This is a genomic window from Octadecabacter dasysiphoniae, from assembly GCF_021532615.1.
Classification (GTDB): Bacteria; Pseudomonadota; Alphaproteobacteria; order Rhodobacterales; family Rhodobacteraceae; genus Octadecabacter; species Octadecabacter dasysiphoniae.
In genome coordinates this window covers 1-24251 of the sequence record NZ_JAKGAQ010000008.1, presented here as the reverse complement: position 1 = coordinate 24251, position 24251 = coordinate 1, and the positions used below count along the sequence as shown (strand labels likewise).

Annotated in this window: 32 protein-coding genes; 6 read left to right on the top strand and 26 right to left on the bottom strand. The window is 55.6% G+C overall.

Features of this window, described 5'->3' with window-relative positions:
- Positions 1-166: 166 nt before the first annotated feature.
- From fusA to L0664_RS18280, 10 genes are all read right to left on the bottom strand, one after another.
- Complete coding sequence (gene fusA, locus L0664_RS18325) at positions 167-2284, bottom strand: elongation factor G (RefSeq protein ID WP_235227353.1); 2118 nt, start codon at positions 2282-2284, stop codon at positions 167-169.
- Positions 2285-2299: 15 nt separating this feature from the next.
- Positions 2300-2770: a 30S ribosomal protein S7 gene (gene rpsG, locus L0664_RS18320; protein WP_235227352.1), complete on the bottom strand. Its 471-nt coding sequence runs from the start codon at positions 2768-2770 to the stop codon at positions 2300-2302.
- 12 nt (positions 2771-2782) lie between these two features.
- Positions 2783-3154, bottom strand: a complete 372-nt coding sequence (rpsL, locus tag L0664_RS18315) for a 30S ribosomal protein S12 (RefSeq protein WP_235227351.1) — start codon at positions 3152-3154, stop codon at positions 2783-2785.
- A 262-nt stretch (positions 3155-3416) separates the two neighbouring features.
- Positions 3417-4319: a DMT family transporter gene (locus L0664_RS18310; protein WP_235227350.1), complete on the bottom strand. Its 903-nt coding sequence runs from the start codon at positions 4317-4319 to the stop codon at positions 3417-3419.
- A 355-nt stretch (positions 4320-4674) separates the two neighbouring features.
- Positions 4675-5007 (bottom strand): aminotransferase class IV, encoded by a 333-nt coding sequence (locus L0664_RS18305; protein WP_235227349.1) that lies wholly within the window; start codon positions 5005-5007, stop codon positions 4675-4677.
- Positions 4997-5263, bottom strand: a complete 267-nt coding sequence (locus L0664_RS18600) for an ATP-binding cassette domain-containing protein (protein WP_272492454.1) — start codon at positions 5261-5263, stop codon at positions 4997-4999. Before L0664_RS18600 ends, L0664_RS18305 begins: the two co-directional genes overlap by 11 nt.
- A 212-nt stretch (positions 5264-5475) precedes the next feature.
- Positions 5476-5619, bottom strand: coding sequence for an ATP-binding cassette domain-containing protein (locus tag L0664_RS18295; RefSeq protein ID WP_235227348.1), 144 nt, complete (start codon positions 5617-5619; stop codon positions 5476-5478).
- Complete coding sequence (locus L0664_RS18290) at positions 5603-6082, bottom strand: amino acid ABC transporter permease (RefSeq protein ID WP_235227347.1); 480 nt, start codon at positions 6080-6082, stop codon at positions 5603-5605. The genes L0664_RS18295 and L0664_RS18290 overlap by 17 nt, the downstream gene beginning before the upstream one ends.
- A 24-nt stretch (positions 6083-6106) precedes the next feature.
- Positions 6107-6514 carry a type 2 periplasmic-binding domain-containing protein gene (locus L0664_RS18285; RefSeq protein ID WP_235227346.1) on the bottom strand — a complete coding sequence of 136 codons (408 nt, stop codon included), beginning with the start codon at positions 6512-6514 and terminating at the stop codon, positions 6107-6109.
- A gap of 340 nt (positions 6515-6854) precedes the next feature.
- Entirely contained in the window at positions 6855-7190 is a 336-nt protein-coding gene (locus L0664_RS18280) for an FCD domain-containing protein (protein WP_235227345.1), read from the bottom strand.
- A gap of 181 nt (positions 7191-7371) precedes the next feature.
- On the opposite strand from L0664_RS18280, the gene L0664_RS18275 reads away from it, so the two are divergent.
- Positions 7372-8712, top strand: a complete 1341-nt coding sequence (locus tag L0664_RS18275) for a YHYH protein (RefSeq protein WP_235227344.1) — start codon at positions 7372-7374, stop codon at positions 8710-8712.
- Complete coding sequence (locus tag L0664_RS18270; protein ID WP_235227343.1) at positions 8688-9212, top strand: hypothetical protein; 525 nt, start codon at positions 8688-8690, stop codon at positions 9210-9212. The genes L0664_RS18275 and L0664_RS18270 overlap by 25 nt, the downstream gene beginning before the upstream one ends.
- Positions 9213-9339: 127 nt before the next feature.
- Here L0664_RS18270 and L0664_RS18265 read toward each other — a convergent pair whose 3' ends face one another.
- Positions 9340-9492: a hypothetical protein gene (locus L0664_RS18265; protein WP_235227342.1), complete on the bottom strand. Its 153-nt coding sequence runs from the start codon at positions 9490-9492 to the stop codon at positions 9340-9342.
- A gap of 106 nt (positions 9493-9598) precedes the next feature.
- Between L0664_RS18265 and L0664_RS18260 the strand changes: the two genes are divergently transcribed.
- The gene (locus L0664_RS18260) at positions 9599-10483 is read left to right on the top strand and encodes a LysR family transcriptional regulator (protein ID WP_235227341.1); all 885 of its coding nucleotides are present in this window, start codon (positions 9599-9601) and stop codon (positions 10481-10483) included.
- A gap of 3 nt (positions 10484-10486) precedes the next feature.
- Positions 10487-10750, top strand: a complete 264-nt coding sequence (locus L0664_RS18255) for a hypothetical protein (RefSeq protein ID WP_235227340.1) — start codon at positions 10487-10489, stop codon at positions 10748-10750.
- Between the two features lie 303 nt (positions 10751-11053).
- On the opposite strand, the gene kce is transcribed toward L0664_RS18255, so the two are convergent.
- From kce to L0664_RS18205, 10 genes are read right to left on the bottom strand one after another with little or no spacing between them, the layout of a single operon-like run.
- On the bottom strand, positions 11054-11992 hold the full coding sequence (gene kce, locus L0664_RS18250) for a 3,5-dioxohexanoate:acetyl-CoA acetone transferase (protein WP_235227339.1): 939 nt from the start codon (positions 11990-11992) through the stop codon (positions 11054-11056).
- A 3-nt stretch (positions 11993-11995) separates the two neighbouring features.
- A complete protein-coding gene (locus tag L0664_RS18245; RefSeq protein WP_235227338.1) occupies positions 11996-13015 on the bottom strand; it encodes a branched-chain amino acid ABC transporter permease in 1020 nt (339 codons plus the stop codon).
- Positions 13012-13875, bottom strand: coding sequence for a branched-chain amino acid ABC transporter permease (locus L0664_RS18240; protein WP_235227337.1), 864 nt, complete (start codon positions 13873-13875; stop codon positions 13012-13014). Before L0664_RS18240 ends, L0664_RS18245 begins: the two co-directional genes overlap by 4 nt.
- The gene (locus L0664_RS18235; protein ID WP_235227336.1) at positions 13875-14585 is read right to left on the bottom strand and encodes an ABC transporter ATP-binding protein; all 711 of its coding nucleotides are present in this window, start codon (positions 14583-14585) and stop codon (positions 13875-13877) included. The genes L0664_RS18240 and L0664_RS18235 overlap by 1 nt, the downstream gene beginning before the upstream one ends.
- Positions 14578-15306, bottom strand: coding sequence for an ABC transporter ATP-binding protein (locus L0664_RS18230; RefSeq protein WP_235227335.1), 729 nt, complete (start codon positions 15304-15306; stop codon positions 14578-14580). Before L0664_RS18230 ends, L0664_RS18235 begins: the two co-directional genes overlap by 8 nt.
- 11 nt (positions 15307-15317) lie before the next feature.
- Complete coding sequence (locus L0664_RS18225; protein WP_235227334.1) at positions 15318-16589, bottom strand: ABC transporter substrate-binding protein; 1272 nt, start codon at positions 16587-16589, stop codon at positions 15318-15320.
- Positions 16586-17542: a 3-hydroxyacyl-CoA dehydrogenase family protein gene (locus L0664_RS18220; protein ID WP_235227333.1), complete on the bottom strand. Its 957-nt coding sequence runs from the start codon at positions 17540-17542 to the stop codon at positions 16586-16588. Before L0664_RS18220 ends, L0664_RS18225 begins: the two co-directional genes overlap by 4 nt.
- Positions 17539-18324 carry an SDR family NAD(P)-dependent oxidoreductase gene (locus L0664_RS18215; protein ID WP_235227332.1) on the bottom strand — a complete coding sequence of 262 codons (786 nt, stop codon included), beginning with the start codon at positions 18322-18324 and terminating at the stop codon, positions 17539-17541. Before L0664_RS18215 ends, L0664_RS18220 begins: the two co-directional genes overlap by 4 nt.
- 4 nt (positions 18325-18328) lie before the next feature.
- Complete coding sequence (locus L0664_RS18210; RefSeq protein WP_235227331.1) at positions 18329-18682, bottom strand: cupin domain-containing protein; 354 nt, start codon at positions 18680-18682, stop codon at positions 18329-18331.
- A complete protein-coding gene (locus L0664_RS18205) occupies positions 18682-19521 on the bottom strand; it encodes a cyclase family protein (RefSeq protein WP_235227330.1) in 840 nt (279 codons plus the stop codon). Before L0664_RS18205 ends, L0664_RS18210 begins: the two co-directional genes overlap by 1 nt.
- A gap of 145 nt (positions 19522-19666) precedes the next feature.
- Between L0664_RS18205 and L0664_RS18200 the strand changes: the two genes are divergently transcribed.
- Positions 19667-20407: an IclR family transcriptional regulator gene (locus L0664_RS18200; protein ID WP_235227329.1), complete on the top strand. Its 741-nt coding sequence runs from the start codon at positions 19667-19669 to the stop codon at positions 20405-20407.
- Between the two features lie 45 nt (positions 20408-20452).
- Here the strand turns inward: L0664_RS18200 and L0664_RS18195 are convergent, their stop codons facing one another.
- The 3 genes from L0664_RS18195 to L0664_RS18185 form a co-directional block, all read right to left on the bottom strand.
- A complete protein-coding gene (locus tag L0664_RS18195; RefSeq protein ID WP_235227328.1) occupies positions 20453-20596 on the bottom strand; it encodes a hypothetical protein in 144 nt (47 codons plus the stop codon).
- 230 nt (positions 20597-20826) lie between these two features.
- Positions 20827-21117 carry a hypothetical protein gene (locus L0664_RS18190; RefSeq protein ID WP_235227327.1) on the bottom strand — a complete coding sequence of 97 codons (291 nt, stop codon included), beginning with the start codon at positions 21115-21117 and terminating at the stop codon, positions 20827-20829.
- A gap of 99 nt (positions 21118-21216) precedes the next feature.
- Positions 21217-22050, bottom strand: coding sequence for a hypothetical protein (locus tag L0664_RS18185; protein WP_235227326.1), 834 nt, complete (start codon positions 22048-22050; stop codon positions 21217-21219).
- 27 nt (positions 22051-22077) lie between these two features.
- On the opposite strand from L0664_RS18185, the gene L0664_RS18180 reads away from it, so the two are divergent.
- Positions 22078-22230, top strand: a complete 153-nt coding sequence (locus L0664_RS18180) for a hypothetical protein (RefSeq protein ID WP_235227325.1) — start codon at positions 22078-22080, stop codon at positions 22228-22230.
- Here L0664_RS18180 and L0664_RS18175 read toward each other — a convergent pair whose 3' ends face one another.
- Entirely contained in the window at positions 22231-22509 is a 279-nt protein-coding gene (locus L0664_RS18175) for a DUF6966 domain-containing protein (protein ID WP_235227324.1), read from the bottom strand.
- The coding region (locus L0664_RS18170) for a DUF637 domain-containing protein (RefSeq protein WP_235227323.1) at positions 22506-24251 on the bottom strand (1746 nt) is incomplete at its 5' end. The genes L0664_RS18175 and L0664_RS18170, both read right to left, overlap by 4 nt.

Here is a 24251-nt window from a genome sequence, read left to right as displayed (position 1 = left end):
TTACCATGGTCAACGTGACCAATCGTGCCGATGTTTACGTGCGGTTTATTACGTTCAAACTTTTCCTTAGCCATGATGGCCTCCTTGATATGTTGGCAGGATATCCCTGCCGAGTGTGTTGCGGCGGGCGGCCTGAACCGCCCCGCCGTTTATTCGAATTCCGCGATTAAGCGAATTTTGCCTGAATCTCTTCGGAGATGTTGCTTGGAACCGGATCATAGTGGTCAAACTGCATCGAGAACTGCGCGCGGCCCGAGGACATGGAGCGCAGTGTGTTGATGTAGCCGAACATGTTCGCCAGTGGCACCATCGCGTCGATTGCGATGGCGTTTCCGCGTGTGTCCTGACCCTGAACCTGACCGCGACGCGATGTCAGGTCACCGATGATACCACCGGTGTATTCTTCGGGTGTGATCACTTCGACCTTCATGATCGGCTCGAGCAGTTTTGCCCCAGCTTTGCGCATACCTTCACGCATACACATACGTGCAGCGATTTCGAATGCCATGATGGAGGAGTCAACATCGTGGAACTTACCGTCAAGCAGCTGCACCTTGAAGTCGATCACGGGGAAGCCAGCCAAAGGACCGTTGTCCATAACGGACAGGATGCCTTTTTCGACGCCCGGGATGTATTCCTTTGGAACAGCACCACCAACGATTTTCGATTCAAACGAGTAGCCTTCGCCTGCTTCAGTTGGGGAAATGAGCATTTTCACTTCGCCGTACTGACCAGAACCACCAGATTGTTTCTTGTGCGTGTACGTGTGTTCTACTTCGTGACCGATGGTCTCGCGGTAGGCCACTTGTGGGGCACCGATGTTGGCTTCGACTTTGAATTCACGCTTCATGCGATCAACAAGAATGTCGAGGTGAAGTTCGCCCATACCCTTCATGATGGTCTGACCGGATTCGATGTCAGTTTCCACGCGGAAGGATGGATCCTCGGCAGAGAGACGCTGGAGCGCGATGCCCATTTTCTCTTGGTCTGCTTTTGTCTTCGGCTCAACGGCGATCTCGATCACAGGATCGGGGAACGTCATTGTTTCGAGAACAACTGGTTCTTGTGGGGAACACAGGGTGTCACCTGTTGTCGTGTTCTTCAGACCACCAAGCGCAATGATGTCGCCGGAAAACGCTTCTGCGATTTCTTCACGATCATTGGAGTGCATCATCATCATACGGCCAACGCGCTCTTTGTTACCCTTGGTAGAGTTGAGCAAGTTGTCACCCTTGTTGAGTTGACCGGAATAGATCCGTGTAAACGTCAGGGTGCCCACGAAGGGGTCGTTCATGATTTTGAACGCAAGGCCAGAGAACGCCATGTCATCGTCCGCACGGCGCGGGATGTCGCGTGTTTCTGTCTCGTCGCCGGGTTTGAAGCCCATGTAGTCAACCACGTCGAGCGGGCTCGGCAGGTAGTCGACAACAGCGTTGAGAAGCGGCTGAACGCCTTTGTTCTTGAACGCGGAACCGCCAAGCACAGGAACGAACGACAAGGACAAACATGCCTTGCGGATCATGACGCGCAGGGATGCGACATCGGGCTCATTGCCGTCGAGGTAGGCTTCCATTGCATCGTCGTCCTGCTCAACAGCAGCTTCGACAAGCTTTTCACGCCATTCAGCGGCCTGATCAGCCAAGCTGTCGCGAATAGGAGCTTTGATCCAGGACGCACCAAGGTCTTCGCCCTGCCATAACCATTCTTCCATGGTCACGAGGTCAACGAGGCCTTCGAGCTCAGTTTCGGCACCGATCGGGAAAGAGATCGGCAAAGCGCGTGCGCCTGTCCGGTCTTCGATCATTGCAACGCACTTGAAGAAGTCAGCGCCGATTTTGTCCATCTTGTTGACGAAAACCATACGCGGAACTTTGTAGCGGTCAGCCTGACGCCACACTGTTTCGGTCTGTGGTTCAACACCAGCGTTGGCGTCGAGAACACAAACCGCACCGTCAAGCACAGCCAAGGAACGTTCAACTTCGATTGTGAAGTCAACGTGGCCCGGTGTGTCGATGATGTTCATGCGGTGCTTGGGAGAGTCGGCCTCTGTGCCGTTCTCAGTGCGTTCCCAGAATGTCGTCGTCGCAGCGGAAGTAATTGTAATACCCCGTTCCTGCTCCTGCTCCATCCAGTCCATTGTCGCAGCGCCGTCGTGCACTTCGCCAATGTTGTGGGATTTGCCTGTGTAATACAGGATGCGCTCGGAACAGGTGGTTTTACCTGCATCGATGTGCGCAATGATACCGAAGTTGCGGTACAGTTCGAGTGGATAGTCGCGTGCCATATCAGGTGCTTCCTATTACCAGCGGTAGTGGCTGAACGCTTTGTTTGCGTCGGCCATCTTGTGCGTGTCTTCGCGCTTTTTGACGGCTGTGCCACGGCCTTGAACCGCATCCACGAGCTCGCCTGCAAGGCGCTCTTCCATGGTTTTCTCGTTGCGGTTTTTCGCAGCTGCGATCAACCAACGGATTGCCAGTGCCTCACGGCGCTCAGGGCGGACTTCGACGGGCACCTGGTAGGTGGCACCACCGACGCGACGCGAGCGCACTTCGAGGTTTGGTTTGATGTTCTCAAGGCTCTCGTGGAAGACTTCCAACGGGGATTTCTTGAGCTTGTCTTCAACGCGGTCAAAGGCGTTGTAGACGATGCGTTCTGCGACGGATTTCTTACCGTCGATCATGAGGTTGTTCATGAACTTTGAAAGAACCTTGTCACCGAATTTTGCATCGGGAAGGATCTGGCGCTTTTCAGCGGCGTGACGACGTGACATGTGATGTTTCCCTTACTTCGGCTTCTTGGCGCCGTATTTCGAACGGCGCTGCTTACGATCCTTGACGCCCTGCGTATCGAGTACGCCGCGCAGGATGTGGTAGCGAACGCCGGGAAGGTCTTTTACACGACCGCCACGGATCAGAACCACAGAGTGTTCCTGAAGGTTGTGGCTTTCACCGCCGATATAAGAAATGACCTCAAAACCGTTGGTCAGGCGCACTTTGGCAACCTTACGCATCGCGGAGTTCGGCTTCTTTGGTGTCGTTGTATAGACACGTGTGCAAACGCCGCGCTTTTGCGGGTTGCCCTCAAGGTGAAGCGATTTGGATCGTTTGACTTTGGGCTGCCGGGGTTTCCGGATCAGCTGCTGGATTGTTGGCATTGGGTTGGTTTCCCTACTTCCTACACATGTGTAGCGGCCCATCATTGGTCCGCCGATTTCAATTCTCAAGCGCCTCTTGCGTCCAAAAAGCACAACAAACCCGCTGGCGTTGCCTTACCGGAGCAACGGAGCGGTTGGGTTACAGAGGATCGGACCAATAGTAGGCCGGATCTTGACCACGACGATTATGATGCCTGACGTGGGACAAACCCCAGCCAGATGCGCGCTACATAGGTCGACTCGGGAATGCTGTCAACAGCGCCTAGCGGATGCGCAGACCTGTCGGGGTTTTGCGGGCTGTCGCCCGTTCGCGGCATAGTGTGAACAGGCCCGTCGCAACCACGATTGCAGCGCCAAACATCGTCCAGAAATCGGGCCATTCATCGAATAGAAAGAAGCCGAGGATCAGCGCGACCAACAGCGATGTATAGCGAAACGGCGCAACCGCCCCGAGGTCGCCCAACCGCATCCCCGCCACTGCAGCGATATATCCCGCCATCAGGCACAGGGCCGCGCCGACAAGTAAGGCAGCTTCGGAAACTGTAGGGGTCACCCAGCCTTCGGCGCGGTACAGTGATCCGAACAGGGCCATGATCGTGACGCCGATTGCCGCCGACAATGCCACGCGGCTGGACGGGATGGATTTGGACAATTTGCGTGCCGCCAGATCGCGAAATGTCACGGCGATGACAGCGCCGACGCCGTAGATCGAAAAGATCGTGAACCCGTCGAGCCCCGGGCGGATGATGATTGCCACGCCGATGAACCCCACAAGGATCGCAGCAATGCGCCGCCAGCCCACGGGTTCGCCAAGGAATATCGCCGCGGCGAGGGTCACGGTCAGGGGCAGCGCCTGAAGGATCGCCGACAGGTTTGCGATGGGAATGCTGAACAGCGCGGTGAGGAAAAAGATGGTGCCGATCGCCTCGGCCGCGGTGCGCAGGGCGGTCAAGGCGCGGTCTTTGCGGCTGGGCCGAAACCGAAGATGGCCCCAAAAGTGGGCGAGGATCGTCAGGCCGATGGTGATCAACACGCCGCGCATAAAGATCTGTTGAAAGAACGGCAGGTTCGATGACGCCAGTTTCATCAGCGCGTCGTTGACCGTAAACGCCGCCATGGACAGCATAATCAAAAACGACGCGCGCATGTTGTCTGAAAGGGTCATGCGAAAGCTTTGGCACGGCGCATAGCCAAGAACCAGCCTGTTTTACCCTTCGGTGCGTTTGGAGCAGTTTGCGGTGACGTTGCACTTTGCAAAATTGGCACAGGTGCAGCGTTCAGATACGCCCGAAAAAGTGGCGCGGAGTCTGCAAGGGGCGACACGCGCGCGCCCCACGGCATCAAAGTTGCAGCCGGCAAAGAACGCCGCAACCATGCCAAAATGGACGAGATCGATCTGTTCTGGGCCGATGAGGCGAAGTCATTGGCAGATCAATTTGCATCGTTGCGAGCGCTTGAAGCGGGCGAGAACGCGAAGCCACCCGTTCGCCGTATACTAGCCCAACAATCGAACCGTAGGTTCATTCACCAATATAGGTACGATATAAATCCGACATCAAAGACGTCACTGGCCCCAGTTTTCCCGCGCGTACTTTGCGCCCATCAATCATTGTCACGGGGGTGATACCGCCCAAAGTGCCGGTGACGAATGCCTCGTCGGCACCATAGGTTTCCGCGAGCGTGTAGTCCTTTTCGAACACGGGTTTTCCCGCATCGCGCCACAGCTTGGTGACGTTGGCGCGGGTGATCCCGTTGAAACAGGTCGTCCCTGTTGAGGTCCACAATTCTTCCCCGCGAATGATGAAGACATTGGTGAAATTACAGCTCGCGACAAAGCCGCGATCATCCAGCATCAGGGCCTCGTCGGCGCGAATGGGAATTGAGCCGCAGATCGAACACATCGGGGGTGGAGCACCTAATGGTCGAGGTCATCAGCTTAAGGCCGCGAATGACGTTCAGAACCTCGCCCGCCAATTCTGGGTCCAGCGCCGAGGTCGGTTCATCAAACAACATCAACTCGGGCGCAAGCGCCAAAGCGCGTGCGATGGCGACGCGCTGCTTTTGCCCGCCTGACAGGCGCGATGGGTATTCGTCGGCCTTTTCCGCCAACCGACGCGCGCCAGTTCTTCATGGGCGCGGGCTTCGCTGCTGGCTTTGTCCATTCCTTGAACGATCCGCAGACCTTCGGTGATGTTGTCCAACACAGTTTTGTGCGGAAACAGATTGAACTGTTGAAACACCATACCGACCTTCTGGCGCACCTTTGTCAGTTCGTTTTCTGGATAGGCGCGCGGTTTGTCGGGGCGTTCGGTGCCAATCGTCTAGCCCGCATGGGTAATTTCACCATCCGACGGGATTTCCATGAAGTTGAGGTAGCGCAGAAACGTGCTTTTGCCAGACCCGGACGCGCCCAGAATGGCAATGCAATCGCCTTGTTGGACATCCAGATCAATGCCACGCAACACGTGATTGTTCCCAAAATGACTTACGCAAACCACGAATGGTTAGGGCTGGCATCATCCGCCGCACGGCTTGGGGCAGGATGATACGCGTCATAATCTCGCGGTAGCGCATGCCGATGGCGCGTCCGGCTTCCCATTGGCCGCGTTCGATCGATACGAGGTCAGCGCGGAACACTTCGGCAAAGAACGCCGAAGACTGGATGGAAAACGTGATGGCCGCCGCGAGGTAGGGCGTCATCTGGATGTCCATCAGGATTGGCAGGGCGAAAAAGAACCAAAAAAGCTGTACGAGCGGTGGCGTGGTTCTGAAGAATTCAATGATGAACCCCGCAGGCCACGCCAGCACTTTGCGCGGCGATAGTCGTGACAAGGCCAGTGCTGTGCCGGTGATCGCCAGAGTCCCGAGAAGCCCCTGCCATAACAGGCCGGAGTTCTCGATGACGGAGGTGAAATCCCATTGATACATTGCTTGTCCACCCTACCGCTTGGCTTACAGGCGTTCGCGGATGATCGCGGGCACCGTGGACGGATCAAGCCCGAAGTCGCTTAGGAATTCTTCGTACCACAGCTGTGTCTGGCCGGATTTGTAGTAACCGTCGATCTGCTCATCCACCCAGTTCACGAACGCGAGGTCGCTTTCTTGACGCATCACCACGGATGAGGGGCGCGGTTCAACAAGCGGAGGCACGATGATCTGGCCCGAGCCCAATTTCTGACGCGCCGCAATCGACGACCGGTCGAACAATGTCACGGCATCCACACGACCGGCCTGGAAGGCGGCAATCGCTTCGGCATTTCCAGGAAACCGTTGAATATCCGCATTCGGTGCGTTTTCCGTCAGGAAGGCATCAATGCTGGTCGCCTGAGGGACGGAAACGCTGACATCGGGCGAATTCAAATCGGCCCTACCCGTGACCTCAAGATCATCGCGCGCCAGGACAGCGGGCGAATACTACAGCAGCGGTGTTTCAGGGAAATTCACCGCTTCTTTCCGCGTATCCGTGGCGTCCAATACAAACATCAAATCAATACGGTCTGCCTGACGGGCCGCCACTGCGGTGCCCCAATCCCAATCACGGCAATAGCGGCCGCCAATACTAAACGTCTTTTCGTCACTCTCTCCTATGCTGGTCTTGGTTATGTTTTTGGATCAATAGCGGCGCTTCGCGCTTCTACAGATGCTTTCGTCGTCTCAAGCCCGAGACGCATATGATCGCGTCGCTCGTCTTTCATCGCGCTCAGACTGTCGCCGAGGGCAAACCGTATATAGTCGTCATGGCTGTCCCGTTTGGGCACAGTGGTCCCGTGCGCGCGGCCCAATACAATTGTAGATGCCCGCGCAATCCGGTCCATGAGTTCAACAAGATGCGATTGTTGGCGTGTTCATAAACAAGCCCGTGTAAATCAAGTTCGGCCTGAATGGCGGCCACGTGATCCGCTTGGTCGATCACCTGTTTTAGGGCGTCGCTGCGGGCCAGCAGATCTTTCTTGAAATCGCCATCGCGCCGGTCCCCATGAATGGCCGGTTTTCGAACGACGCCGCGGGGCAGGGTTTTACGATGTTGCAGCCGCACAACGTGCTGTCGATGGCGACATTAGCACAGATGCTGAGGTCGGCCGCCATGCGCGATAAACTGCCCAAAGCGCCACTCTTTCAAGCAAAATTCTTGGCGGGTTGAGAATCTGAATTACGATAATTTGCACAGCCATGTGGAAATCTAAATCAAATCAATCACTCTTGGGGGATGTTTGGATATGGAAATTTGGGCAAAGTCATTTTGGGTTCTAGGCAGTTTACTTGGGGCAAGCATGGCGCAGGCCGAAAATCATCCGCCCGCAGACGCCAACTGGATAATGAACGATGGATCAACGTCGTTGCTGGTTGTGCGCGAACCGCAAGGACCACCCCCCGGGCTTGATCTACCGGAAGGCGTGGTGCCGCCACCACCGCAAGTCATGGACGAAGACGATATTTTGGGTGCGTTCGCCCGCGTAAACGTCCTCGAAGTCGAAAATACCGGTGACTACACCCGCATCAAAACCGCCTATGTGCCAGAGTACGAAGTGCTGGTGACGCAAGACATGATGGATCAGCTGTTGGCGCGGCCAAAATTTGAAACCGATTTCCCCGATGGCGTGTTGGTGTCTGTCGGCGACACCGTTCGATTTGGTCAGGACATCGGATATTCCGGCGATACCTGCACAGAGGGCGCGGGGCTTGGGTTTTGGCCTCCCGCCACGTTCTGCGCGACGGGTATTTCGATCGACAATTTCATTCCGAACACCCCCGAACCGACCGAAGACATCTGTTACACCACACTCGCGGACGTTGGCATTTTCATGAACGGCACCGTGTTGTTCAACTGGTCTGATGGACAAAGCTATGGGGCACAGGGCGACTGGCACAACATGGCCCACATCTATGAGGCCTATGATTTTGATATCTGCCAAGGGCATGCGGTCGAAGGGATGTACCACCACCACGGCTATTCCCAGTGTTTAAATGACGCGATTGGCGATACGGGCGATGGACATTCCCCAATATGGGGGTACGCCGCAGACGGATTTGCGATCCATGGCCCGTGGCACGATGCCGGTGTTCTGGCCCAATCCAGCTGGCGCGTGCGCGATTACGCGTCCGAGGCCGAGGGCTGCGGAGAAGACGGAGACCGCAGTTGTATCATGAATGATCTGCTAAACCCGATGTCTGGCACGCGTCCGGTTTCGCAAGGCCCTGCGGTCGGGGAATTCGGTAAATCCATGTTCTCGCAAAATGATATCGTTTTGGAAAATGGGGCCTTCTTCGAAGACTATGTATTTGATGCGGCCCTGCAAACAACGCCCGCGTCGCTTGATGCGTACAATGGCCATGACCACGATGGATTGGGATATCATTACCATATTACGACGGACGCTTCGATGAACCCGGTGTTCCCCTATTCGTTCGGGCCGATGTATCGCGGGCGATTGCATGACAACGCGATTACGTCTTGTGGTGCGACTGCAATGGAATTCCCCGCTGGCCCGATCAGCGAAGCATCCAATCAATCGATAGATTTAGGGGACGCGCAATGGACGGTCTTGATTGCCGACTGATTAAGACTTCACGGGTCATCGCACTGTCGATCCTTGTGGCGCTCGGGTTCGGTTCAGGCGCCGTTGCGCATCAGCTTGATGGAACGGAAACGACGCTGACCATTGACGGTCAGGAGTTGTCTTTGAGCATCAAGACATCAGAGGCCGCGTTGGTGCGTTTACTGGGCGAAGACCAAGCAACGCCAAGCGAGTTAATGCACCTTTTCATGCAGAAATTCGTGATTGAAAACGCCAGTGGGACTTGCACCGAGGTTGAGCAAATTGAAGTTGCATATAATCACGACCTTATCGGGACGAGCGTTGTGCGGTGCGATGCGGTGGATTTGTTAACGATCTCCACCACGCTGGGACTGCAGCCAAACACGGCGGACGTGCACATCTTCAAGATTATTCTGGACGGACGTATGACCGTCACCATGTTGCCCTTTCAATCAGACGAAATTCAGTTGCCGGTGACCCGGCTGCGCGACGCTTGGGAGCCACACGAACACGGCCTTTGAAAGGGGACATTCGCTGCACTACTGAAATGGCGAATTCGCGCTTCGCGGGCGAAACTGCCAGAAAGAGGCAAATTTCACTGCTCATTTTGCCGACGGAAATCATCGAAATGACAGCCGGTACGCCCATTTAGTCGTCCCACTCATCCAGTAGCTTGCGAAGATCGTGGCGTGTGAGCCCGATGTCTTTCAGCCATTTGTCATCCTTGCGCAAAAGCATCCAGCCCATCGATTGACGGTTGCTCTGCAATACGCGCCAGCGCTTCCAAAATTTCCAAACCATGTTCCTCTGCCTTTCCATTTTCTAAGACAGGCATCGGCTATTGATTGACATCAATCAAACACATAACAATGATGGTAGGCATACATAAAACTGATAGGTAACGATCATGCTCCCGCCACTCGACAGTGATCTGATGCGCGGTTTTCTCGCCGTCGTTGAGACAGGGTCTGTGACCCGCGCCGCCGATCAACTGGGACGCACCCAATCGGCGATCTCGATGCAAATTCGCAAGCTTGAGGACAGCCTGGGCCAGAGTATATTTGTGCGCGAACCACGCGGTGTCAGCCTGACAGAACGCGGCAAGCAACTGTTGCCGTATGCGCAACGTGTCGTTGGTTTGCTTGATGAAGCGGCAACCACCTTGCGCGAAAAACCTTTGTCTGGCCCGGTGCGGGTCGGAATTCCGGATGAATATGTGCAAAGCATATTGCCCGCGGTGCTGGCATCATTTTCGCAACGCCATCCCGAAACCCAGGTAACCATACGCTGCGATTTCAGTGCGCCACAGATTGCCGCATTGAACGCAGACAAGATCGATCTTGCGGTGATATACGAAGGCTACAGCGGCGATGAGGTAGAGGTTCTCGCGGTCGATCCAACCGTTTGGGTGACGTCGATTGCCCATGCCCAGCATTTGCGTGAACCGCTGCCGGTTTCGATATATTTCAGTTCGGATTGGTGTCGCGACTATGCGTTGCATTCACTTGAGCAGATCGGCGTTTCCTACCATCCCGCATTCGAGTGCGACACGTCGGCCAATATGCGCAGCGCGGTCATGAATGGAATTGCCGTGGCGCCGTTGGCCCGAAGTTCCATTCCGCCCGGTTGCCGCGAATTGACAGATGAGGACGGGTTTATCCCGATCGACAACGCCCGCGTCGTGTTGCGCCGCAATCCAGCGGGTTCTTCAACCGCGATTGAGGCCATGGTGACCACGCTGCGTGATGCGTTCTGCCCATTGTCAGATAAGGGCCTGCAGTACCGATCATAAAGCGTGGCCGAGCGATTTGAGACATTCAATGATGCCTTTATCCGCGCCATTGATCTCCAAACGCATATCACCCGCAACGCGGCGACGCGTATTTGGTCAGCGCGCTTGTTAAGGCAGATAGACGTGCTGCTGCGGGGTAACGCCGTCACAACTATGGACGGTCAGATCAGTCTTTCTAACGCGGCAATCCAACCTCATTTCCAGCCTCACGCACTGACCATGATTCACATTTTACGGACCCAATCGTTCAATCCAGACCAGGGATGAGACCGACACGATCAGGACGGGGCGACGGACAGAAAAAGGGATGCGTTAAGTGCCGTGGGTTGGGCAACGGCCATAGATAACGTCGCTGGATAAATGACGACGCCCAATGCAGAAGTCAGTGTCAGGCGTAGCAGGTTTGATCTGATGATTGCCCCATGCTGGCCCCAACTAAAATCAGGTAGACTGCTAACAGGACCGCACCCGGCCCCCAACGCCAAAGAGCGAGCCACAAGGCCGATCCTTCGTTTCACGTTTCAGGCCTTGAGGGTTGATCAGAGACTTCAACCAGTGGCGGCGCGTCCGTTAAAAATTCACTCGATCACCACCTTTTAGATCAAGTATCTCCCGGGCCTCGTCTGGGGAGGCGACCTGACACCCTAGTTCTTCGACAACACGTCTGACTTTCGCAACTTGTTGGGCGTTGCTTTCGGCTAGCTCCCCCCGCGAAATGAACAGACTGTCTTCGAGACCCACACGCACGTGGCCGCCCATCTGGCTTGCGGTCGTGGCCATCGGGATTTGTGATGCACCCGCGGCAAGGATAGACCAACGGTAGTCTTCGCCGAACAGTTTGTCGGCGGTCTTTTTCATGAACACCAGATTGTCGATATCAGCACCGATGCCGCCCAAGATCCCCATGACGAACTGGATGAACACTGGTGCTTTGAACAGCCCCGCGTCCATGCAGAATTTCAGATTATAGAGATGCCCTACATCATAACATTCGTGTTCAAACTTAATATCGTGAGGCGCAAGTGTCTCTGCGGCTTCGCGGATATCGCGGAAGGTGTTGCGAAAGATATTACCATCCGAGTTTGCGACATAATCCTTTTCCCAATCGAACTTCCAATCGTCGTCCCCATAGCGTTTGGCCAGCGGGTGAAAGCTGAAATTCATTGACCCCATGTTCATGCTGCACATTTCAGCACTGAAGGTGGCCGCGGGTTTGATCCGATCCTGTATCGACAAGGTAAGCGACCCGCCGGTTGAGATATTCACTACGGCATCGGTGGCCTGTTTGATGCGCCCCAGAAACGGGCTGAAATCGTCAGTGTTGACCGACGGCGCGCCGGTTTCATTGTCCCGCGCATGCAAGTGCAGGATCGATGCGCCCGCCTCTGCTGCCGCGATCGCTTGGGCGGCGATATCATCGTAGGTGTAGGGCAAGGCGTCCGACATGGTTGGCGTGTGGATCGCGCCGGTGACCGCGCAGGTGATGATGGTGCGCTGTTGTTTTGCCATTGCCTAGGCTCCTTTGTCTGAGTTGTCCGATTTCACGCGATAGCTGAGGGGGAAAAGTTCAAGATCAAAGCGGCTGCGGATTAGGCCCCAGACGCCTTTGGGCGCCTTGAGCATGATACCGATGGCGACCAGCCCCAGAACGATCAGATATGTTGTGCCAAGATCAGCCAACGTTTCGCGCAACAGGAAGAAGAGGATCGTCCCGATGATCGGCCCTTCAAGGGTACCGATGCCACCGATCACAACGATGAAGATCACGAAGGCGGTCCAGTCGTTCACGGAAAACGCCGCGTCCGGTGAAATCCGCAGCTTTTGTAAAAAGATCAGCCCGCCGATGATGGCTGTAAAAGCAGAGGTCACGACGTAGACTTCAAGTTTTGTGCGCCAGATGTTGATGCCAAGGCCTGCGGCGGCGACTTCGCTGTCGCGGATCGCGGTGAGGGCTAGGCCACGATTTGATCGCAGGAACAGGTAGACGCAAGCAATGACAACCACAGCCGCGCCGAGAGCCAACCAATAACTAAGCGCTTCGCGTCCTGACCGGGAAGCCGCAAAAGATTTGACCACATCAACGGGCAAGGAAGAACCAGAGCCGCCCCCAAGTGAAGAGGCTTGCGCAAAGCTGAGACGGAAGACCTCGGCCATGACCCATGTGCCGATGGCGAAATAGGCACCCTTCAGGCGAAAGATGAGGGCGGCGATTGGCACTGACAGCAAGGCCGCCAGCACACCACCTGCGAGGATGGCCAGGATTGGGTGCAGCCCTGCGAACATTGTCAGCGCAAACAGCATATAGCCCCCGAACCCGACATAGGCCTGTTGTCCAACGGAAACGAGCCCCGCGTAACCCGCCATCAGATTCCAAAGCATCGCCAGCGACAGGTACAGATAAATCTCCCCCAACAGCCGCAGATCAGCGCGCCCTGCCCACCAAGGGGCGGCGGCAAGCACGATCAGACCAAGTGCCGCGATCACCATCGCAACTTGGGCCGAACGGCTGGTTCTGCTGATGCGGGCGGTCAATGGGCCACCCTCGGGAACAGGCCCTGCGGGCGAACGGCCAAAACCACCAGAAACGCGATATGCCCTGCGAGCAATTGCCAGCCGGGATCAATCTTGGCCCCCAATGTTTGTGCAACACCCAGAATGACACCACCGGCAAGTGTGCCCCAGAGGTTGCCAAGACCGCCAATAATCACGGCCTCAAACCCAAAGATCAGACGCGCGCCGCCGACAGACGGATCAAAGCTTGTGCGCACGCCCAATAGGATGCCCGCGATTGCTGTAACAGCGAGAGCCAGCGCCATGGCCATGCCAAAAACATGCGCCTTGTTCAGGCCCATCAGCTGCGCGATGTCGGAATTGTCGGATGTAGCGCGAAACGCACGGCCCAGCGACGTGCGGTAAAAGATGAATTGCAGCCCCGCGATGACCGCCACGGCAATCGCAAAGGTCAGCAGCGGCAAAACCCCAAGCGTCAGCCCGCCCACGGGCACGCTCGCGGTTTCGATCACCCCTGCGTTCATCTTTTGCGGATCGGCGGAATAGGCCTCAAGCAGCGCGTTTTGCAGGATCACGGACAACCCGAACGTGACCAAAAGCGGCGGCAAAATATCATCGCCCAATGTGCGGTTCAGGATACCGCGTTGCAGAACATAGCCGATCCCCGCCATGGCAGGCGCGACGATCAGTAGTGCCACAAACGGATGAATGCCCAACATGACCGTCGTCGAAAGCCCCATGTAAGCGGCCAAGACAATCAGATCGCCATGGGCGATATTCACCAACCGCATGACCCCGAAGATAAGCGACAAGCCCGCGGCAAATAGGGCGTACAGCCCACCAAGCAGCGTCCCTTGCACAATGGCAGAAATCCAATCCATTAGGCCCCTACTCCGAAATAGGCGCGGGTGATGTCGTCGCGCGAGATTGTGTTGGTTGCGCCCGTCAGCGACACGCGGCCTTCTTGCAGGCAATAGACCCGCGAAGACACCGACAACGCTTTGGAGATGTCTTGTTCGACGATCAGCGCGGTCATGCCGTCGCCTACGATGTTAGGCAGTACGTCGTAAATTGATTTGATGATGACTGGCGCGAGGCCAAGGCTGATTTCGTCAAACAGGATTACATCGGGGTTGGCCATAAGTGCGCGCCCGATGGCGACCATCTGTTGTTGACCGCCCGATAACGTGGTTGAGGCCTGATCTTTGCGTTCCTTCAGGATCGGGAACAACCCATAAACTTTGTCGAGGGACCAAGGCCCCGCGCGGCCCGTGTGTGCGCCGATCTGGAGGTTTTCCTCGACTGACAGCGACGGGAACAATTGGCGGCCTTCGGGGACAAGCGCGATGCCTTTGTGGGCGACCAGATCAGCCCGCAAGGCCCCTATGGCGTCGCCTTGATAGGTCACTTGCGCGGCTTGGTTTTTCAACAGGCCAGCGATAGAGCGAAGCAAAGTCGTCTTGCCTGCGCCATTGGCACCAATGATCGCAACGACTTCGCCTGCGGCGATGTCCATGTCGACGCCGAACAGGGCTTGGAAATCACCATAATGCGCATCAAGCTTGTGCAGCGAAAGAACGGGCTTAGGCATCCGCAGCGATCCCCAGATAAATTTCTTTCACTTCTGGGCTGTCCATGACGGCCTTTGGTTCGCCTTCTGCAATTTTGCGCCCGAAATCTATGACGATCAGGCGTTCGGCCACAGCCATGAGCGCATGCACCACATGTTCGATCCAGATGATCGTGGTACCATTCGCATGGATGCGTTTGATGGTGTCTATCAGCGCCCCACATTCCGCGTCCGTCAGCCCGCCCGCGATCTCATCGAGCAGCAAGAGTTTTGGTTTAGCCGACAAGGCACGGGCCAGTTCCAGCCTTTTGCGTTCGAGCAAGGACAGGGATCCGGCGCGCATATTGGCTTTGTCGGCGAGACCCGTTTCATCCAAGACGTCCAGCGCGTGAACCTCAGCTTCGCGCCCGCGCAGGCCGCCGCCTTGGGTTGCGCCGACAAGGGCGTTTTCAAAAACAGTCATCCCCGCGAAGGGCTGCGGGATTTGAAATGATCGCGCCACACCCAGTTTGCAGCGTGCAGCGGCAGAGATCTTGGTTATGTCCTGATCGTCAAAATGGATCGTGCCAGCATCGGCACGCAGCGCGCCGGTGATAAGGTTAAAAAGGGATGTCTTGCCCGCACCGTTAGGCCCAAGAATGCCAACCGCTTCGCCTTGGGCCACATCAAAACTGCTGGCGTCGGCCACGATGACCGCGCCAAACGATTTTTGCAGGTCCTTGATGGAAAGAAGTGCGGACAAGACAGTTTTCCTCAGCTCAGCAACTTTAGCTCACCACCCACAGGGATGTTGGGCGCGGCTGCGTTGTTGGTGATGACAAGCTCCATCGCGTCGCCAGTCTTCTGCCACTGGCCCGCGACGAGTGGTGTCTTAGTGACATTGGGCACAGGGCCCGCGCCAAAGTTCACATCGCCCACAATCGTCGACATGTTCGTTGACTTGATCGCATCGACAATCGCCATCGGGTCATCTAGATCAGCCGCACGGGAAACAACATCGCGCACCACTTCGAACAGCGCATGCTTAAAGCCGATGGGCTGGGTCCATGGACGGCCTGTCGCGGCCGTGTAGCCGTTGGCCAGATCACCGGCACTGTCGCCTGTAAGGGACGAGTTGAACGGGTGGTTCGGGCTCCACCATACTTCCGACGTCAGGCCATCGCCGCGATCGCCAAGGCTTTCAATGACCGATGGGAACAACAGAGCCTTGCCGATCGTCACAACCTTGGGGCGGAAATTTTGTTGTGCGGCCTGCGCCCAGAAGGTCGCAAAGTCTGGTGGGATCATGTTGCCGGTGATGATCTCGCAGCCGGCGTCTTTGAAGGCTGCAATGTAGTTTGAAAAATCATCGTTCAGCGGCTGATACCGACCCGGATCGGTCAGGGTGTAACCTGCCTCTGACAGGGGCTTGGGGAAGCCCAGTTCTGGATCGCCCCATGCGTTGCCGTCTGCATCGTTGGGGAACAACCCGCCGATGTTTTGGGCCGCACCAGAACTGCCCCACAGATCAAGGAAGTTGCCGATGACGTCTTCGAGGCCCCAGAAGAAGTGGTAGGTGAAATCGAACCCTTCCGCAGGATTTCCGTTGCGGCCAAAGAAATAGGGCTGCCATGGGCAATCCGTGGTGATGCAGGGCACTTCGTTGATTTCGGCCTGATCAGACACGGGGTTTGTGGTGTCGGGCGTTGAGGCCGCGACCATGATATCCACTTCGTCGCCCAAGATCAGATCGGCTGCGACTTCTGCGGCGCGGTTCGGGTTGGACTGGCTGTCCTTTGAAATGATTTCGATGTTGTAGGACTTGCCGTTGTTTTCCACGCCACCCGATAGGGCCGCTTGAATGCCTTCCAGCACGAAATCGTCGGCCTCGGCAAAGCCTGCCAAAGGGCCGGTGCGTGGGCTGACATGGCCTACTTTGATGGTCGGTGTTTGCGCATAGGCGCGGCCTGATGTCAGGATCGCGGGTGCGGCAACGGATGCGGCAAGCCCCCCGAGCACGTGGCGTCTGTTAGGTGTCATCTTCATCTTTGCTCCTCCCAAAGCTTTGATTGATTTGGTAAAATATCCTCAAGTTTCCTGAGGTGTTCGGCCACGCGGGCCTTGGTCTTTTCCAGATCGCCCTGCGACCAATCACGCAATCCCGCGCCTTCGGACATGCCGCCGCGGCCTGCGTCACGCATCTGCTGGAGGTACGGCGAGGGTGCGCCTGAATCCTCGAGATCGAATAAAACCTGCTTGTGGATGTCTTGGGTCAGCTCCAGCCCGACAAGGTCTGCGTTTTCCAGCGGGCCAAGCACAGCCAGCCTGCGGCCAAAGCTGGCCTTGACCACATTATCAACGGTTTCGGCGTCACAAATCCCGTTCTCAACCAATGAAATCGCCTCGCGCCAAAGCGCATGTTGCAAACGGTTACCGATGAAACCGGGGACATCTTTTTCGACCATCGCTGGCGTTTTGCCTGCTTTGGCGAGTAGATCAAACATGCGCTGCGCCAGTGCGGGGTCAGTCCATTCAGTTTTCACGACCTCCACGAGCGGGATCATATGCGGCGGGTTCCACCAATGGGTGCCGAGCGCGCGGTGGCGTCCTTTCAGGCCGCCCATAATCTTAGAAATCTGAATGACAGAGGTGTTGGACGCGAGGATCGCATCGTCGGGAGCGTGGGTTTCGATGTTGGCAAATATCTTTTGCTTGAGCTCCAGTTTTTCAGGCGCTGCTTCGAACACGACATCGGCGTCGCTGACGGCATCGGCCATATCTTTGGCAAGGCGCACACGGCCCAGCGCGTTCGAAACTTCTTTTGCATCCGCGCCCAGCAAGGTCAGGCTTTCTGCAATTCGCGCAGGGCAAGAGGCCAGCATATCAGCCATAGGGTCCGACACACTCACTTGGTGCCCGGCACGCGCGAAGGTCAGGGCAATGCCATGCCCCATCAACCCGGCCCCGATGACTGCAATATGTTGTCCCTGTTGTGTCATCCTGCGGTGTAACCGCCATCAGCATAGAGGATATGCCCAGTGTAGAAATCGGACGCCGCCGATGACAGGAACAGCAGTGGTCCAGCGAGGTCTTCCGGTTCGCCCAAACGCCCTTTGGGCACGCGTGCAAGAAAGCCATTACGCACCGCAGTCGCGTCGTCCGTTTCCTCAAACATCCACGCCGTCAGGGGTGAGCGGAAGACGGTCGGCGCTATCGCGTTCACGGTGATCCCAGTTGGCCCCAATTCGCAACCGAGCGATTTTGTCATGCCATCCACTGCGGCCTTAGAGGCGCAGTAAGCGGTGTAGCCTGCCGGATGGCCGAGCAAACCACGGGCCGACGAGACGAACACGATCTTGCCGCCGTCCCCTTGCGCTTTCATCTGCACGGTTGCCGCACGCGCAATCAGCCAGCTTTGCGTGACATTTGCGTCGATCACCCCGTCAAAGGTTTCGGGGGCCATGTCTTCGATCTTGGCCACCTTGTTCATACCAGAGGCCACGACCAGAATATCGAGCCGCCCAAAGGCCTTGACCGTGTCGGCCACCATGGCAGCACATGCGGCCTCACTGTCGGGGCGGGCGTTGACCTGATGGACGTCGCCGCTGCATTTGCCCGCAACCTCTGCCATCGCATCGGCATTGCCTGCGGCGAGCACAACCTTACAACCAGCACCCGACAGGCACTGCGCAGCCACCGCGCCGAACGCGCCAGATGCGCCGGTGATCAAGGCGACCTTGCCCTTCACGTCGAACATGGAAAGTGGATTGTTGAGCGACATGCGCCTACTCCGGTCTTTTGCCGTTCGGATACGGGATCACGACGAGCATTTTGCAAATGTGGTTGGTCTTGTTTTCTATCCGGCGGACCTCGCCCACGGGGATGGTGCAACTGTCCATGGGGCCAAGGACGGTTTCGACGCCGTCCACCTCGACGGTCATTTCGCCGTCCAGCACGACATAGACTTTTTCAAACGGGGTGCTGTCAGGGCCAGCACCGCCACCGGGCAGGAACTGTGAAAAACCGATCCACTGGTTTTCGGGCCCGCCGTCTTCAAACCCCTGCAACCGCAGCCCCGTGACGCCCCAATGATTGGGGGCGTCGTAGGTCTGTGCGTCTGCAAATCGCTTGAGGTGCATCAGAAGGTTTCCCCTGCCTCAATACGGTAGGCCTGTTTCTTGTCGGTGATCGCCACAAGGCGAATGATGCAGCCATCACCGCGGTCCCAGTTCCACGGGAAGAAGGCAAAGGTCACGCGCTTGCCAGTGACGGCATCAAGGTCGCCACCGACATTTTCAATGCCAAGGATACCGTTCTTGAACAGCGTGTTGTGGACAGGCTCCCACTCGGGAAAGTCGTCTTTCCAATCTACTCCACCGGACCATTCAAAATACTCTTGCTCAAGGTGGGGATGGATCGGGCCGTTGCGCTGTGGGCCAATCGCAGTGGCCAATGGGTGATCATTGGCCTGCGTGTCATGGCCAACAACTTTGACACCCTTTTCAACCATCCAATCAGCGGCGGATTGAACAAGGCCGGGGCAATACGCAAAGTAGTCGCCGTCTTCGTATTGCTTGTGCCATCCAGTATTGATGATCAAGACGTCGCCTTTGCGGATCGCTTTGCCGCAGGCCTTTTCCAGATCGTCACCAGTGATCTTTTCCCACTTCTTCTTCGGGATCGACACAACGATACCGCTGCCGAAAAAGTGTGGCAAAGGGACTTCGTCAATAAAAGGTGTGCCTTGGACAACATGCGCAGGCGCGTCGATATGCGTTGTGACGTGCATCGTTGTCGTGATCGTTTGGCTCAGCACGCCGGACTTCGCCATGTAATGCTTACGCTTGATATCAACGTCGTCAAAGTACGGCCAGTTGGGGCATTGATACCCGAACCTGTGGCTCAGGTTCACGAACTCAAGGCCCATGTCATTCTTCAAGTTATCCTGAAATTCAATTCCGCGGATCGTTATCGTCATCGGTTCCTCCCAAAAGCGTCACAACTAATGTTTCGCATTATGGTGCACTACGTACCGCATTGTGGTCAACTATTGATTTCTAATTCTTGCCGCCCTAGGCTAATGACTAAGTTGCAATCTCACTTTGCTCATCAAGGCAGACCTTTTGAACATTCAGCAAATCCCTAAAACACAAAGCATTCAGGTCATTTCACGGGCCACTGACATCCTACGTGTCTTGGCGGCAAATTCGGGCGGTCTCAGCCTTGGGCAAATCGCTCGAAAGGTTGAACTGCCCCGCTCTACGGTACAGAGGATCGTATCCGCGCTGATCCACGAGGGCTTTGCGGCGACCGATGGCAGCAACGGAGGAATCAGGCTTGGTGATGAAATTCGCGTGCTGGCCAATGCCCCCGCCTTTAATCTACGCGAGCATTTTCGCCCACTTCTTGAGCTGATCGCCGCCGCCACATCCGAGACCGTTGATCTGGCCATTCTCGAAAGATCGCACATGCGTTTTATCGACCAGATCGAGGGCAGCCAGCGCCTACGCACCGTGTCCACGATTGGTGATAAATTTCCTCTCACGACGACGGCGAATGGAAAAGCCGCGCTTGCACATCTAAACGAGATGTCAGCCCGCGCGCTGGTTTCCGCTGAACTCGGCACTGAAACGGGTGTTGGTGCTGTAATGGATGCGTTACATCGCATCCGCGAAGGAGAGCTTGCAACCGACCTGGGGGAGCATTCCGAAGAGGTCTGCGCGTTGGGTTTTGCGGTGATCGGTCCCAACGCCGAAATCGCTGCGATATCCGTTCCGGTTCCACGAAGTCGTTTTGATCGGATAAGGGCCGATCTGACAAAAAAGCTTCATCGAATTAGAGACGAAAACGTCGCGTCTGCCTAAGAATCCCAATTTCCGACTGCACGTCCAACGATAATCCGGGCGAGGCTACCCCGCGATCACCAAAAGACGCGGACCCGAACGAAACCCACCAATGTAGTAGCCAATGGTCGCCCCTTGATCGGGGTTGACCAAAACGTCCGCACAACCGGATGTGTCATTGTCCAACGATATATTGCCTTGAGCATTCATTTCGTTCCCCTTCCCTCATCTTGATAGCGGTTACTTTTTCTTTCGATGTCTAGCGGCAGCATTCAGGCGCCACAGCTAGACCAAAGTTCTACCATCAATCGCCATTGGATAGCTGACGCACGACGAACTTACCGGCGCCGTAGGTGTCGCTGGCCACGCCTTGAATTGTGACTATCCAGTTGGATCTGATGAACGTGACGCGGGAGTTGGAACGGTGATTAAGCATCCGTTTACTTTACATACGGTACATGTTTTCCCTTAGATTTCTCATGAAGCCAAAGACGACCACAGCTATTACAAAACACCACTGAAGCCGATGCATTGCCGATCTCCTGCAAAAGAAAATCTGGTTTCGCCGCATCTTGCGAGACAAAAGGCGACGCTTCGATATTAAACAGTTGCGCGAGCAAATCTGGCAGTTTTTCACCTAAGAAATCGTTGTTCAGAAGGACTTTCTCATATTCTTCAACACCAGTTTTCAGTTCGATTACGGCTCCGCATTTACAATTCAGATGTCCCATCAATTCGCGGCTTTAAGACTGTCTACAACTGAGCGATCGAACTGCCTAAGTTGTCCATTTTGCAAGAAGAAAAACGTACTTGCATTGCTGACCCATGGATTATTGAATAACTCGCATTGCCGAACTGTACATATCAACATTCGAAAAAATCGGAGGGACGTTAACGATTTCTGAGTCAGCCTGTCCTCCGCCAATTTTGTCAATCATGCTACGTACCGCCGAATTTTTCGTGGCGTTGGTAGGAGTATATTCATCTACGCGCCCAAAGCCATCAACGGTTAGATCTGATCTTCTAACACCCAAGTCCCGCTGCAAGACGTTAACATCATAACCATTAGCTGTCGGCGCATCCGCAGCAACTTGTTCATTCGTACTACGCCGAACCCCATTAGGATTATTGACCGCCCCAACGCGCGGAAATACGGCGTCGCCTCCGTTATTTGGAGCAAACAGCAGCACCGCGTCGTCGATTGTCCTCAGAACCTGTCCTGATTTTGACGTCAGAACAATCGCGCCTGTTTCAATCGAAAACGTGGCAGCAGCCAATCCCATTTCAACCCAGCGCTCATACTGACGGGCGTCTTCGGGGGAATAGTCCGCGTTCTCGAATGCGTTCTGGATGTAGCCGTCGGTTTCAGTGCCGGTGATGACCGTCACGGCCCCGTTGTAGATCGTATTTGATTCTGTCTGGACGGCCGAACCACCGGCGGCAAGCATGCAGGCGGTGCCTCCCGTGGCCCCGATATCTGGTCCGGTTATTGGTGGTGCGCGGGCTGCAAAGCCAACATCACCGGTTTGTGCAAAGTAGGTGGTCTCAGCTTGAAAATAGTTGATGCCAGATGTAGGCGCTGGCACAGCAAAAGCCATGTTGAGGCAAAACACTGAGAACAGCATGACGATGCACAAACGCAAGATATGGCGAAGGGATTCCATAAAGTATTTTAGCGTGTCGTCACCGATGTGACCATTCTAACCACCTTCATCGGCAACTCTCACTTCGGCAGATCATATGCCGTCAATCTCAACCATGCTCACGAAGAACTCGAAGGCATCATCGAACAGATCAGCGTTCGGATGGATATCGGACGTGTTGTGGAGAATGTGAAACGGTGATTAGACTACATTGTACAGCGTTGACCTTAGTTCATCAAACCGCACATTTAGATCACGATCCATTTTGCCATCAGCATCGCAGATCACCAGATCATTCAATGAACCCATTCCTCCATAAAGCCCTTTAACTTGCTGCCTAAAATCGTCTGCACACATTGTTTTTTTGGAGGCTAGGGAATGAAGCTTTTTCGCCCAGTGCAACGATGTACCATTTCTGATGAGAATATCTCCCATCTGAATTAAACATTCTTCTGCTTGCATAAGATCAACGTTATTCATTGTAATGGTGTGCTCCCTATCACTTCGACACCGTCAATTAACCAAGGTTTTGGTACGACGATCTGTTGCGTTCCTCCAACGTAAAAACCACCTTGTGAACTGACCTCACCAACATAGACCTTTGTACCGGCTGGAATTCGAACTTCAAATGCTGTGTCCAAAGGTGATGTGCTGCCACCCGGCCACTCTGGTAAAACCGCACTATCAATACGGGTCGAAATCACACTATCTGGTGCGCTCTGCGTGAAAAACTGTCCTAGTGGTGTATCCCGAGTACCTGCTCTATTGAGAATGATATCCTGATCTAGAACAACCTCAGTGTATCTTCCACCAGAAAATGTTCCAGCTAAGCCATCGTCCAGTGGGCCTGGATTTATAGCTGTATACTGACCATTAACTGTACCCTGCTGGAAGTCCGGTAGTCTATTCGTCGCCGGCGGCGGCACCGCGTCGTCGATTGTCCTCAGAACCTGTCCTGATTTTGACGTCAGAACAATCGCGCCTGTTTCAATCGAGAACGTGGCAACAGCCAGACCCATTTCAACCCAGCGTTCATACTGACGGGCGTCTTCGGGGGAATAACCCGCCACCTCAAAAGCGTTCTGGATATAGCCGTCGGTTTCAGTGCCAGTAATGACCGTCACGGCCCCGTCGTAGATCGTATTTGATTCCGTCAGTGCAGCCGAACCACCGGCGACAAGCATGCAGGCGGTGCCTCCGCCTGCCAGGGCGCAACCCCCAACACCTATCACAATAGAACCCAAGCCGACGGTCAGGTTCATACGTCCGTCGTAGCTGATCGCTCTGTCGATGATCTCGGCATGGGCCGCATCCTGATCAAGCGTCCCGTCTTGGACCTGAGCAAAGACATCAAGTGCAAGCGTGTCGAGGTTTCCGCCCCAGTCGAGATCGGTGCCGGTCGCCGCAGCACTGACGTTAAACCGCTCCGCGCGGGATCTGTTTGTGAGGCCGCTCGCCCAATCCGTATATTCCTGAGCTTGTTCAAGATGGCTTTGACACGTTTGGCTATTTGCATCCGCACCGCAAGCGTCCAACAAATTCAATGTGTTTGTTACTGATGAAAATTGCAGTTCGGTCAGCTCAACCCGCAATTCGTCGGCGCGTGGGGTATCACATGTATTGGGCCCAGGACCAATTGATCCACCGCAAAGCGTGCTGAGTTCTGCCAACAACGTTTCGGCTTTAGCGCGTTCGGTGTGGTTCAGGTAGTTGTTCTGCAATCCAGATTCAGCAATGGAGCTGGCGACCGAAACATTGGCAGCCTCACCACCGGACAGAGCATAACCGGCAAAGGCGCCAAGCAATTCGACGTGTGCTTGCGTGCGTACCGACCATGCTTCGTATGCGGCCTGATATGCCTCGGGGGTATCGTAGCCTGCGGGGGATGGTTCTTGCCCGCCCAAGCTGCCCGCATAAACAGCCTGTGCTATTGCGCCTGCGGCCCCGGCGGCACAATCAGCGCTTTGGGCTTCTGCGGCAACACACCCAGCGAGGGCATGCAAGGCAATGTGCCCCGCGCTACCTTCGCCACCGTACTGGTTGGCCCAATCCCCAATCCCGGTTTGAACGTCGGCGAGCGCCAGCCCCACCGTTGACGCGGTGATATCTGTAACGAACCCCGCACCAAAATCCGTGCCGTAGACGGCTGACGACAAACCGGATGTTATCGCAGCGTCCAGTGCGCCTTCACTAAAGGACGCGATGGTGAATTGGCCGCCATC

Bases quoted from the DNA above. Each gene is read 5' to 3' on its own strand.
- fusA (WP_235227353.1), bottom strand. From the start codon at position 2,284: ATGGCACGCGACTATCCACTCGAACTGTACCGCAACTTCGGTATCATT.
- rpsG (WP_235227352.1), bottom strand. From the start codon at position 2,770: ATGTCACGTCGTCACGCCGCTGAAAAGCGCCAGATCCTTCCCGATGCA.
- rpsL (WP_235227351.1), bottom strand. From the start codon at position 3,154: ATGCCAACAATCCAGCAGCTGATCCGGAAACCCCGGCAGCCCAAAGTC.
- L0664_RS18310 (WP_235227350.1), bottom strand. From the start codon at position 4,319: ATGACCCTTTCAGACAACATGCGCGCGTCGTTTTTGATTATGCTGTCC.
- L0664_RS18305 (WP_235227349.1), bottom strand. From the start codon at position 5,007: ATGCTGGATGATCGCGGCTTTGTCGCGAGCTGTAATTTCACCAATGTC.
- L0664_RS18290 (WP_235227347.1), bottom strand. From the start codon at position 6,082: ATGTATCAATGGGATTTCACCTCCGTCATCGAGAACTCCGGCCTGTTA.
- L0664_RS18275 (WP_235227344.1), top strand. From the start codon at position 7,372: ATGGAAATTTGGGCAAAGTCATTTTGGGTTCTAGGCAGTTTACTTGGG.
- L0664_RS18270 (WP_235227343.1), top strand. From the start codon at position 8,688: ATGGACGGTCTTGATTGCCGACTGATTAAGACTTCACGGGTCATCGCA.
- L0664_RS18265 (WP_235227342.1), bottom strand. From the start codon at position 9,492: ATGGTTTGGAAATTTTGGAAGCGCTGGCGCGTATTGCAGAGCAACCGT.
- L0664_RS18260 (WP_235227341.1), top strand. From the start codon at position 9,599: ATGCTCCCGCCACTCGACAGTGATCTGATGCGCGGTTTTCTCGCCGTC.
- kce (WP_235227339.1), bottom strand. From the start codon at position 11,992: ATGGCAAAACAACAGCGCACCATCATCACCTGCGCGGTCACCGGCGCG.
- L0664_RS18240 (WP_235227337.1), bottom strand. From the start codon at position 13,875: ATGGATTGGATTTCTGCCATTGTGCAAGGGACGCTGCTTGGTGGGCTG.
- L0664_RS18235 (WP_235227336.1), bottom strand. From the start codon at position 14,585: ATGCCTAAGCCCGTTCTTTCGCTGCACAAGCTTGATGCGCATTATGGT.
- L0664_RS18225 (WP_235227334.1), bottom strand. From the start codon at position 16,589: ATGAAGATGACACCTAACAGACGCCACGTGCTCGGGGGGCTTGCCGCA.
- L0664_RS18220 (WP_235227333.1), bottom strand. From the start codon at position 17,542: ATGACACAACAGGGACAACATATTGCAGTCATCGGGGCCGGGTTGATG.
- L0664_RS18215 (WP_235227332.1), bottom strand. From the start codon at position 18,324: ATGTCGCTCAACAATCCACTTTCCATGTTCGACGTGAAGGGCAAGGTC.
- L0664_RS18210 (WP_235227331.1), bottom strand. From the start codon at position 18,682: ATGCACCTCAAGCGATTTGCAGACGCACAGACCTACGACGCCCCCAAT.
- L0664_RS18205 (WP_235227330.1), bottom strand. From the start codon at position 19,521: ATGACGATAACGATCCGCGGAATTGAATTTCAGGATAACTTGAAGAAT.
- L0664_RS18195 (WP_235227328.1), bottom strand. From the start codon at position 20,596: ATGAATGCTCAAGGCAATATATCGTTGGACAATGACACATCCGGTTGT.
- L0664_RS18190 (WP_235227327.1), bottom strand. From the start codon at position 21,117: ATGGGACATCTGAATTGTAAATGCGGAGCCGTAATCGAACTGAAAACT.
- L0664_RS18185 (WP_235227326.1), bottom strand. From the start codon at position 22,050: ATGGAATCCCTTCGCCATATCTTGCGTTTGTGCATCGTCATGCTGTTC.
- L0664_RS18175 (WP_235227324.1), bottom strand. From the start codon at position 22,509: ATGAATAACGTTGATCTTATGCAAGCAGAAGAATGTTTAATTCAGATG.